Source organism: Saccharospirillum alexandrii (assembly GCF_004000275.1).
Taxonomy (GTDB): domain Bacteria; phylum Pseudomonadota; class Gammaproteobacteria; order Pseudomonadales; family Natronospirillaceae; genus Saccharospirillum; species Saccharospirillum alexandrii.
In genome coordinates, this window is sequence record NZ_RCIP01000008.1 from 39,917 (window position 1) to 50,300 (window position 10,384).

Genomic DNA, 10,384 nt, shown 5'->3' on the forward strand with positions numbered 1-10,384 from the left:
TAAGCTGAGTGGTTCGAGGAGGATTCACAAGATGCAGAAAATGCACATTTTGACCCAGGTTCCGGAGCACATCTTTACTGCACCGAACCAGATCGCCGTTACCCAGCGCTGGCAAAAGCGCTTCAATGTGGCCAGTTGGATACGCTTTGACGCCCAGGACAACAGCCCGGTTCGGTTGCTGCTTCGTTATCGGGATGCCTCTGGCGTACGAGATGTTGCCGTAGACCAGGGAAGAATCAACAGCAAGACACTGCTGCTCTCCGGTGTGGCCAATCTGAAATTGACGGGCCGGCTGGAACGCATCGATGTCATTTTGCAGAGCGATCTCGATCACTATGTGGTCGATGAACTCTTTGTACAGCCGGTGCAGGATAAATCGGCCGAGCGGTCACGCCCTGCGCGCAAGGTCATTTGGGGCACGTCAGAGAGCTGATTCGCTGCCCCAAAGGATGGATAACTGCTTTTCTAGCGCTTGCCAGCATGTCGCGGTTGTCAGCCCTCAGGGGCTGATCAGCCGCGACACTCCACTACGTCTGTCAGAATAGGCGGCTCTGAATACCGGTCGTCGTCTTCTTTGGCCAGATTCACATGATTGACCAGACTTTGGGGTACGGAATCGAAATCCAGCCCGGTGGTGCGCTTGAGGTGCGCCAGCGCGAGTTCGGGGCGAACCTGATATAGGTGCACGACCTTGCTGGCCGAGTCGTCCTGGCTGCGGCGGGTGGTGCTGTGTTTGAACGTGGAGGTCATGTCACTTCCCCTTGTTTCCCACTGGGTACTGAATCAAATACGTTAATTTAATTCGTCTACACAGAGCATAGAGCGAGAAGTGTGCCAATGTTGGGAAAGCCGCTCAGTCGGCATTCCAGGGGAGTACTGGTTCACAGCCTTTGCGGTATCAGCCAGAATGTGACGCTTTTTGTCAGTACGTCGCTGGGTTCTCGGCAGTCAGGTGTTTTCGGAGTCCATCGCCAGGCGATTGACCAGAATGACCGCCTGGGTCCGGTTTAACACACCGAGTTTGCGGAAAATAGCGGTTACGTGGGCTTTAACCGTGGCTTCAGAGATGTTCAGATCGTAAGCGATCTGTTTATTCAGCCGCCCTTGCTGCAGGTGCTGCAACACCCGGCGTTGCTGGTCGGTCAGCTCTCCGAGTCGGCGCACGATGTCGAGCAGTTCGTCGTCTTCCGGAGTGGCATCGACGCCCTCCGGCCAGACTTCGTCTCCGTTCAGAATGGCCAGTACCGACTGACGTATGACGTCTGTCGGGGCTGACTTGGCAATGAACCCCAGCGCGCCAAAGGTGCGGGTACGCGCGATGACAGCCGGGTCGTCGCTGCCGGAGATCACCACAACCGGTACGTCCGGAAACGTCTTGCGAACCTGAATCAGGCCGAAGAAGCCGTCGCTGCCTGGCATGCGCAAATCGAGCATCAGCAGATCAAGATCCTCTCGTTGCTCCAGCACGGTGAGGGTTTCCTCCAGCGTTGAGGCCAGGGCAATGGTGCTGTCGCTCAGGTCACCCTGCTGCAGGGCCATCATCAGTGCATCCCGGAACAAAGGGTGGTCATCGGCGATGAGTAGCTGATATGACATGGGCCTTCCTATTGCTGAGGCTGCAGGGCAGCTTGGCCAGACCGGTTCATGGGGCTTCGGGTCTGGCTTGTTGGTGCATTTTGTTGTTGTAGTCGAGCCGTGATTGACGCCAGTTTCTCTCTTAACCTAGTTTGACCTGTTTTTTGGCGTCTGTGAACCAACAAAAACCCGGCTCGGGGCCGGGTTGTCGATTACCTTGGAGACAGCGGGTGCTTATTTCTGATTCAGACGATGCTCAATCAGATCATCCACCACCGATGGATCGGCCAGGGTAGAGGTATCGCCCAGGCTGTCCTGCTCGTTGGCGGCAATCTTGCGCAAAATGCGGCGCATGATCTTGCCGGAGCGGGTTTTCGGCAGGCCATCAGTCCATTGAATCAGGTCTGGTGAAGCGATGGGGCCAATTTCCTTGCGCACCCATTGCACCAGCTCTTTGGTCAGTTCATCGCTCGGTACCACGCCGGCCATGGGGCTGACGTAGACGTAGATGCCCTGCCCTTTCAGATCGTGCGGGTAGCCAACAACCGCGGCTTCCGAAACCGATGGGTGCGCGACCAGCGCGCTTTCAATCTCGGCCGTGCCGAGACGGTGACCGGAGACGTTAAGTACGTCGTCAACACGACCGGTAATCCAGTAGTAGCCGTCTTCATCCCGACGGGCGCCGTCACCGGTGAAGTAATACCCTTCGTAGGTACTGAAGTAGGTTTGGGCGAAACGGTCGTGGTCGCCATAGATGCTGCGCATCTGGCCCGGCCAGCTGTCGGTGATGACCAGGTTGCCTTCTACTGCACCTTTCAATTCGCGACCGGCGTTATCGACCAGCGCTGGCTGAACACCAAAGAAAGGTCGGGTGGCCGAGCCGGGCTTGAGGTCGGTAGCGCCGGGCAGCGGAGTAATCAGGATGCCGCCGGTTTCGGTTTGCCACCAGGTATCGACGATGGGCACTTCATTGCGGCCATAATGGCTGTGGTACCACTCCCAGGCTTCCGGGTTGATCGGTTCGCCAACCGAGCCCAGCAGGCGAATGGTGGAAAGATCGGTGCCATCGGTGGCTTCGTTGCCTTTGGCCATCAGCGCGCGAATGGCAGTGGGGGCGGTGTACAGAACATTCACCTGGTGCTTGTCGATGACCTGGGCAATGCGCTTCACCGACGGGTAGGTGGGCACGCCTTCGAACATCAGGGTTTTCGCGCCGTTGGCCAGCGGTCCGTACAGAATGTAGCTGTGACCAGTGATCCAGCCCACATCGGCGGCGCACCAGTAGACATCGCCATCCTGGTAGTCGAATACGTACTGGTGCGTCAAAGAAGCGTACACCAAATAGCCACCGGTGGTGTGCAGCACGCCCTTGGGCTTGCCGGTCGAACCGGAGGTGTAGAGGATGAACAGCGGGTCTTCTGCGTTCATCTCCTCGGCAGGGCAGTCATCGCTGGCCTTGTCTACCGTCTCGTGATACCAGACATCGCGGCCTTCTTTCCAGCCCACCTGGGCGCCGGTGCGACGCACCACCAGCACCTTGTTGACGCACTCGGTGCCGGAGTGTTCCAGCGCCTTGTCGACGTTCTGCTTGAGCGGAATAGCCTTGGCACCCCGTACGCCCTCGTCGGCGGTGATGACCAGGTTGGAATCACAGTCTTCAATGCGACCGGCCAGTGCATCGGGCGAGAAACCACCGAACACCACCGAGTGAATCGCGCCAATACGGGCACAGGCCAGCATGGCGTAGGCGGCTTCTGGAATCATGGGCATGTAAATGGTGACCCGGTCGCCTTTGCTGACGCCCAGGTCTTTTAGGGTGTTCGCCAACCGGCTGACGTGACCATGCAGTTGGCGATAGGTGATTTCGGTCTTCTCGTCGGTCAGTTCATCGCCTTCGAAGATAATGGCGGTCTGATCGCCTTTGGTGGCCAGGTGGCGGTCGATGCAGTTATGGGCAACGTTCAGGGTGCCATCCTGAAACCATTTGATGTGCAGGTTGTTCTTGTCGAAACTGACGTCCCGAACCTGGGTATAGGGCTTGAACCAGTCGAGTCGCTGGCCCTGTTCGCGCCAAAAACCCTCGTTATCTTCGACTGACTGCTGATACAGGCGGTCATAGTCTTCAGAAGTGACCAGGGCACGTTCACGTGCCGCAGCGGGCACCGGATAGACCTTGCTGTCCATATTCTTCCCCTATGTTCTTGTTTTAAAATGATTCTGGCCGTTTCAGCTGAACTCCCTGTGCGTCGGTTGCCCGGAGCAGGGAGTAGCACCCGGCCATGGCTAGTCGAGTGTAGCCTCCTATTGTTGTTTTTGGCGGTTGAACCACAATGCGACATTAGTCGATTCGGCTCATGACAATCAATGCCTATGCCAGGAGCGCAGAGAGAGCTGACTTACTCTTCGTCGGTATCCTGATAGTTCTCGAACAGCTGTTTCAAGGCAGCCTGGGCCTGGCCGTTCACGGAATCGCCCGGGAACAGCCCTTTGCTGTCGGCTTCGCCGGGTTGCATGCCGGTCAGCAGCGCCAGCGCCTGATACACGTGCCGCACCGCATGAATCTGAAAGCGCCCGGCGCTGACCGCCTCGATGACGTCCTGTTTCAGCATCAGGTGCTTGACGTTATCGGCCGGAATAATCACACCCTGCTCACCGGTCAGCCCACGAATCTCGCAGAGCTTGAAGAAGCCCTCGATTTTTTCATTAATGCCGCCGACCGCCTGTACTTCGCCCAGCTGGTTCATTGAGCCGGTAATCGCATAGCCCTGATTCACTGGAATCTGGGCGATGGCACTGATCAGCGCGCAATATTCGGCGACGGTGGCGCTGTCGCCATCAATAGCGCCATAACTCTGTTCCATGGCAATGTGTGCCGACAACGTCAGCGGAAACTGGCGACCAAAATCATGGCCCAGAAAGCCACTGAGGATCATCACGCCCTTGCTGTGAATCGCCTGGCCGAGCTCGACTTCGCGCTCGATGTCGACAACGCCCTTGGCGCCCACATGCACGGTGCCGGTAATGCGAGCCGGGGAGCCAAAGCGGCTCTCGCCAATTTCCATCACGGTCAAGCCGTTCACGCAACCGACGCGCTGACCCTGAGTGTCAATCAACACGGTGCCTTCCTGAATTTCCATCAGCATCTGATCGGCAATACGACCATTGCGATACTCCGCCGCATTCAGGGCGCGCTCTATGTGTTCGGCATCGATCACCCGGGCGTCGTCGTGCCGGCACAGAAAATCGGCTTCAGCAAACACCTTGAACACCTTGATCACCTGGGCCGACAGCCTTGACTGATGTTCCGCCTCGCGCAGGCTGAATTCAACCAGCCGTTCCAGAGCGGCGCGCGTTAACGGGCGGAAGCCCTTGTCATCGCCATAGGCTTTGATGCGCAGAATCAGGTTATCAACGGTTTCAGCGTTGCGCGGAATGAAATTATCGAAATCGACCGGCACCCGAAACAGTTCATTGAATTCCGGGTCCCATTCCTGCAGCTGATAATAGATATCACGCGAGCCAATCAGAATGACTTTCACGTTCAACGGAATGCTTTGCGGGCTGAGCGTGATGGTGTGCATCAGTGACGCATCGATAAAAGGCGATTCCATCTTCACTTGCTTGGTCTTCAACGCCAGTTTCAACGCTTCCCAGGCAAAGGGCTCGATCAGCAGTTTTTCCGCATCGAGAATCAGGTAACCGCCGTTGGCACGCAGCAAACTCCCGGGTCGGATCAATTGAAAGTTGGTGACGGGAATGCCTTGCTGGGTGCTGTACTCAATGCGGCCAAACAGGTTCTGGTACGTTGGCAGCATTTCGTAAACCACCGGAGCGCCGGCGTTCATTTCGTGCTGGGTCAGTAAATTGGGCCGCAAATAGGTCTGCAGCGTTTGCTTGCGCTCCTGGTCTGAACGCACTTCCAGCCCCAGTTCATCAGAATACAATTCGAGAATCAGCGGCGGCAAATGCTGTTTAACCGCACGCAGATAACGCAGCACCGACAGCTGGCTCTGATAGCGAACTTCCAGCTCCTTGAGCAATGGCTTGATGGCCTGCTGCACGGTCTCGTTATTGAGTTCTCGCAGCTTTTCCGAGCTGGTACGCCGCCAGGTGGGCATCTCCAGCAGTTGCTCGTTCAGGTGCTCTTCAATCTCACTGATGCGACGTTGAAATTCACTGCGCAGTTCTTCTGGCAGTTGTGCAAATTCGGTTTCATCGAGGGCTTTGCCATCGATCACTGGCAGCAGCATGACCGAATTGCCATCGGAGACGACGGCAATTTCATGCTGGTTGGCAAACCGCTCCACCACAGCCATGGCGGCGTCGTATTTCTGATTGAATTCCCGGTCGATGGCGGTGCGTTTGCGCTGGTAAGTCGGGTTTTCAAACGCCGCCGGAAAGGTATCCATCAACTCGCCAATAAAACCGTTGATGGCTTTCAGCAAGTCGTCGCCACGGGAGGCTGGCAGCTCCAGTGTCATGGGCTCCCGCGCGTTGTCAAAATTATTGATGTAAGCCCATTCGGTTGGCGACTGCTGGGTGTCGGCCAGGTCTTTAACGTACTTGGAGACCAGCGATTGCCGGCCGGTGCCGGAAGCGCCCATCACATAGAGGTTGTACCCGGAACCCCGCATGGCGATGCCGAATTCCAGCGAATCTTTGGCGCGTGGCTGGCCGAGAAAGCCGCTAACGCCCTCAAGATCGTCTGAGGTTTCGATCAGCAGATGCTCCAGCGACACCTGAGCTTTGAGTTGTTCGGGCTGCAAGCGATCGGCTGTCGGGGTTGTGACTGTGTTGGGCATTTTGTTCCTTACTCTACCGAGTTGTTGAAGCAAGCGTCCTGCTTAATTCAATACTCCAAGAGCAAACAGTGTGAGTTATGCGTTGCTACCAGGCCTGATAACGGGTCTGTCACCAGGCTCGCCGGAATGTCCCTACTCCGGATGCCAGGGCCATGCATCAGACCGAAACCTCGGCCTTGATGTGCGGGTGTGACTGATAATCCAGAATCTCAAAATCGTCGAACCGATAGTCAAACAATGACTCCGGTTTCCGCGCCAGGCGCAGTTGCGGCAGAGGGTATGGCTCGCGACTGAGCTGCAGGTCTGTCTGTTCCAGGTGGTTCAGATACAGATGCACATCACCGCCGCTCCAGACAAAATCGCCCACGCCCAACCCGGCCTGCTGGGCCACCATGTGCGTCAGCAACGCATAGCTGGCAATGTTGAACGGCAACCCGAGAAACACATCGCAGGAGCGTTGATACAGCTGGCAACTGAGCTTGCCGTTGGCGACGTAAAACTGAAACAAACTGTGGCAGGGCGGGAGCGCCATCTTGTCGACGTCGGCCGGGTTATAGGCAACGACCAGCATACGCCGGCTATCGGGGTTGGTTTTCAGGGTCTGCATCACCTGGCTGATCTGATCAATGGTGTCGCCATCCGGTGTGCGCCAGTGACGCCATTGCTGGCCATAAACCGGACCCAGGTCACCGTTTTCATCGGCCCACTCATCCCAGATGCGTACGCCGTTGTCTTTCAGGTATTGAATATTGGTGTCGCCACTCAGAAACCACAGCAGTTCGTGGATGATACTGCGCAAGTGCAGTTTTTTGGTGGTCACCAGCGGAAACCCCTGGTTCAGGTCGAACCGCATCTGGTGGCCGAAAATGCTGAGGGTACCGGTGCCGGTACGGTCTGCCTTTCGGGTGCCTTCGTCTTTGATGCGTTGCATCAGGTCCAGATACTGCTTCATGTGCGCTTGCCTTTGCCCGACTTCCCGGACTGCTTTTTGGAAGATGTCTTACCGGCTTTGGCCGTTGAGGCTGAGGTTGATCCAGTCACGCTCGGTTCAACCGCAGAGGCCGTATCAAACACATTACGACGGTAGGCCCAGACCATCATCAGGATGCCGATCAGGATCATCGGTATGCTCAGTATCATGCCCTGGGTCAGGAAACCCAGCGCCCGAATGCCCAGGTGCTCGTCTGGCTCCCGGAAGAATTCGGCGGTGGTCCGAAAGACACCATAGCCGACAATGAACAGACCCGACACCGCCATGCGTGGTCGCGGGTTGCGACTAAACCACCACATCAGAATAAACAGCCCAAGGCCTTCGCCGGCCATCTGGTACAACTGAGACGGGTGGCGCACCAGGCCATCTATCTGCGGGAAGATCATGCCCCAGGAAACATCGGTGGGGCGCCCCCAGAGCTCTCCGTTAATGAAGTTACCCAGGCGACCAAAGAAGATGCCCGGCGGTACCAGCGGCGCGACAAAGTCGCCTACGGCGAATATCCGTTTGCCGGTCTTGCGGGCAAACAGAATCACGGCCAGACAGACCCCCAGGAAGCCGCCATGGAAGCTCATACCACCTTCCCAGATACGGAACAGATAGAGAGGGTTCTGGAAAAATTCGCTCAGGTTGTAGAACAGGACATAGCCGACGCGCCCACCTACAATGATGCCGACGACAATGTAAAACAGCAGATCCTGCACCTGTTCCGGGGTGAAACCGCGCCAGGACTGCTTGCGCGCACGCCAGATCCCCAGATACAGACCGGCGGCAAAGCCAGCCAGGTACATCAGGCCGTACCACTGGATTTTAAGAGGCCCCAGAGCCAGGGCAACCGGGTCGAATTGAGGGTGAATCATCAGGAGGTTATCCGCTAGAACCGAGTGCGGATGATACCCCACCCGGCAGAGCGGAGGAACCGGTGCGGCTTAGGGCACCGGTTCACTGGTACAGGCTATTCAGCGGTTGAAGCGATCGCGATCGTGGGGCGCATCAAAGCTCAGCGCCGGGCCTTTCGGGATGACGCCATGGGGGTTGATGGTCTTGTGGCTGAAATAGTAATGGCGCTTGATGTGCACCAGATCCACTGTTTCGGCAATACCAGGCTGCTGGTAAAGATCCCTTACATAGTTTTGCAGGTTCGGGTAATCCTGGATGCGCTGGTGGTTGCACTTGAAATGTCCCACATACACCGGATCGAACCGAACCAGGGTGGTAAACAAACGCCAGTCAGCTTCAGTGATTTGCTCGCCGACCAGGTAACGCCGGGTGCTCAGCCGATCCTCCAGCCAGTCCAGACTGTCGAACAATTCATCGAACGCTTTCTCGTAGGCGTCCTGAGTGGTTGCGAAGCCGCTTTTGTAGACCCCATTATTAACGGTGTGATACACCCGGTCGTTGACCTCATCGATTTCCGTACGCAGCGCTTCCGGATAGAAATCGAGCGTGTTGCCGGTGATGTGATCGAATTCGCTGTTCAGCATGCGAATGATCTCGGCACTTTCGTTGCTGGCGATGGTGTTTTGCTCGGTATCCCACAGCACTGGCACGGTTACCCGACCGGTATAGTCGGCCTTGGCCCGGGTGTAGAGCTCATGATAAAACCGGCTTTGGTGCAGGTTATCACCAACAACAGTCGGGCTGTCTAGATTGGGGCCTTCAAACGTCCAGCCATTTTCCAGCATGTCAGGGTGCACGGCCGACAAACCAATGTGGTCTTCTAAACCTTTCAGCTTGCGAAAAATCATGGTGCGGTGGGCCCAGGGACACGCCATAGAGACATAGAGGTGGTAGCGCCCACTTTCAGCCTTGAAACCACCACGACCCGAAGGCCCAGCTTCACCGTCTCTGGTCACCCAGTTACGGAAATGCGCGTCTTCACGCTCGAATTTGCCACCGCTTTTACTGGTGTCGTACCACTTATCCTGCCATTGTCCGTTTACTAACAGCCCCATGGTGTTCTCCTCTGGTGGTTGTAGCCTCCACACAGGTAACTGCATGAAGACACCGGGCCCCAGCCATCACTAAGCGACAGCCCTAAATTATTAACGACCATGGTAACGGAACGGTGGGGTGAGAAAAGCAGAAGAAACTGACCACGGTCTTCAGAATATTTGAAGGCGAGCAGTGATCCGGTCTCTCTCGACCGGCCAACCGGCCAACAGCAAAAAAGCCAGAGCAAGCCGGATTACCGGCTCAATCTGGCTTTTCTGTTGAGCAAATAGGCCTTTGCAGTCGGTTCTGACAGGCCGAAGTGCGTCGAGTGCCGTCTACTGTACAGCCGCTATCATGTGATCGACGGCTGCCTGAACTTCTTCATCGCTCAAACTGGCATTGCCGCCTTTGGCTGGCATGGAGCCAATGCCGTTGATCGCATGGTCGTACAGTGTTGCTGTATCCTGTTCCAGGCGAGCAGACCACTGACCGGCATCTCCGAAAACCGGAGCCCCCAATACACCCGAGGTGTGACAGGCAGCGCAAGCCGCAGCGTAGACTGCATCACCACTTCTGGGCTCAGAGCTTTGTGGTGCGGAAGCGGCAACTGTCGCTGTTGCGCACTCCTGGCCTTCAACACACACATTACCAGCTGGCGCCAGGCGCTCGCGCACCTGATCTTCATAAGACTCACCCCAGGCGAAACCCGCCAACAGGGTTACGGTGATCAGACCTATCAGTTTATTCATTATCAGACCTGTATTATGTAATCAAATTCGAAGGTGGGCGAAGTATAACGAGTTAAGACGCCGTTGAAAAACCATTCGCTGTAAAAGGGTATTAACCAGTGCATAAAAAAAACCCCGGACCTTTCGATACTGGGGTTGGTATTAAAAGCTTTACGAGGACCCGGGCGGCGCTACGTTCGGTCCGACGCTTCGGCTCTCATGAGAGTAGGTCATCGTCTGTCGAACCGAAGTCACAGGCATAAAAAAACCCCAGACCATCTCTGGCCTGGGGTTGGTATTAAAAGCTTGACGATGACCTACTCTCACATGGGGAGACCCCACACTACCATCGG

At 56.3% G+C, this 10,384-nt stretch carries 9 protein-coding genes; 1 reads left to right on the forward strand and 8 read right to left on the reverse strand.

The features are described 5' to 3' along the window. Positions 1-31 precede the first annotated feature (31 nt). Positions 32-433 (forward strand): hypothetical protein, encoded by a 402-nt coding sequence (locus EP166_RS20855; RefSeq protein ID WP_127560771.1) that lies wholly within the window; start codon positions 32-34, stop codon positions 431-433. Positions 434-510: 77 nt separating this feature from the next. On the opposite strand, the gene EP166_RS20860 is transcribed toward EP166_RS20855, so the two are convergent. From EP166_RS20860 to EP166_RS20895, 8 genes are all read right to left on the reverse strand, one after another. Further along, positions 511-750: a hypothetical protein gene (locus tag EP166_RS20860; protein WP_127560773.1), complete on the reverse strand. Its 240-nt coding sequence runs from the start codon at positions 748-750 to the stop codon at positions 511-513. A gap of 198 nt (positions 751-948) precedes the next feature. Beyond that, a complete protein-coding gene (locus EP166_RS20865; protein WP_127560775.1) occupies positions 949-1,596 on the reverse strand; it encodes a response regulator in 648 nt (215 codons plus the stop codon). A 213-nt stretch (positions 1,597-1,809) separates the two neighbouring features. After that, positions 1,810-3,759 carry an acetate--CoA ligase gene (gene acs, locus EP166_RS20870; protein ID WP_127560777.1) on the reverse strand — a complete coding sequence of 650 codons (1,950 nt, stop codon included), beginning with the start codon at positions 3,757-3,759 and terminating at the stop codon, positions 1,810-1,812. A gap of 212 nt (positions 3,760-3,971) precedes the next feature. After that, positions 3,972-6,377, reverse strand: a complete 2,406-nt coding sequence (locus EP166_RS20875; protein ID WP_127560779.1) for a Lon protease family protein — start codon at positions 6,375-6,377, stop codon at positions 3,972-3,974. A gap of 157 nt (positions 6,378-6,534) precedes the next feature. Then, a complete protein-coding gene (thyA, locus tag EP166_RS20880; protein WP_127560781.1) occupies positions 6,535-7,329 on the reverse strand; it encodes a thymidylate synthase in 795 nt (264 codons plus the stop codon). Further along, positions 7,326-8,228, reverse strand: a complete 903-nt coding sequence (lgt, locus tag EP166_RS20885) for a prolipoprotein diacylglyceryl transferase (protein ID WP_220432667.1) — start codon at positions 8,226-8,228, stop codon at positions 7,326-7,328. Before lgt ends, thyA begins: the two co-directional genes overlap by 4 nt. Before the next feature lie 99 nt (positions 8,229-8,327). Then, on the reverse strand, positions 8,328-9,323 hold the full coding sequence (locus EP166_RS20890) for a glutathione S-transferase family protein (protein ID WP_127560783.1): 996 nt from the start codon (positions 9,321-9,323) through the stop codon (positions 8,328-8,330). Between the two features lie 315 nt (positions 9,324-9,638). Continuing rightward, positions 9,639-10,052 carry a c-type cytochrome gene (locus tag EP166_RS20895; protein ID WP_127560785.1) on the reverse strand — a complete coding sequence of 138 codons (414 nt, stop codon included), beginning with the start codon at positions 10,050-10,052 and terminating at the stop codon, positions 9,639-9,641. Positions 10,053-10,384 lie beyond the last annotated feature (332 nt).

Excerpts from the sequence above, each read along its gene's own strand:
- EP166_RS20855 (WP_127560771.1), top strand. The coding sequence starts at position 32 with ATGCAGAAAATGCACATTTTGACCCAGGTTCCGGAGCACATCTTTACT.
- EP166_RS20860 (WP_127560773.1), bottom strand. The coding sequence starts at position 750 with ATGACCTCCACGTTCAAACACAGCACCACCCGCCGCAGCCAGGACGAC.
- EP166_RS20865 (WP_127560775.1), bottom strand. The coding sequence starts at position 1,596 with ATGTCATATCAGCTACTCATCGCCGATGACCACCCTTTGTTCCGGGAT.
- acs (WP_127560777.1), bottom strand. The coding sequence starts at position 3,759 with ATGGACAGCAAGGTCTATCCGGTGCCCGCTGCGGCACGTGAACGTGCC.
- EP166_RS20875 (WP_127560779.1), bottom strand. The coding sequence starts at position 6,377 with ATGCCCAACACAGTCACAACCCCGACAGCCGATCGCTTGCAGCCCGAA.
- thyA (WP_127560781.1), bottom strand. The coding sequence starts at position 7,329 with ATGAAGCAGTATCTGGACCTGATGCAACGCATCAAAGACGAAGGCACC.
- lgt (WP_220432667.1), bottom strand. The coding sequence starts at position 8,228 with ATGATTCACCCTCAATTCGACCCGGTTGCCCTGGCTCTGGGGCCTCTT.
- EP166_RS20890 (WP_127560783.1), bottom strand. The coding sequence starts at position 9,323 with ATGGGGCTGTTAGTAAACGGACAATGGCAGGATAAGTGGTACGACACC.
- EP166_RS20895 (WP_127560785.1), bottom strand. The coding sequence starts at position 10,052 with ATGAATAAACTGATAGGTCTGATCACCGTAACCCTGTTGGCGGGTTTC.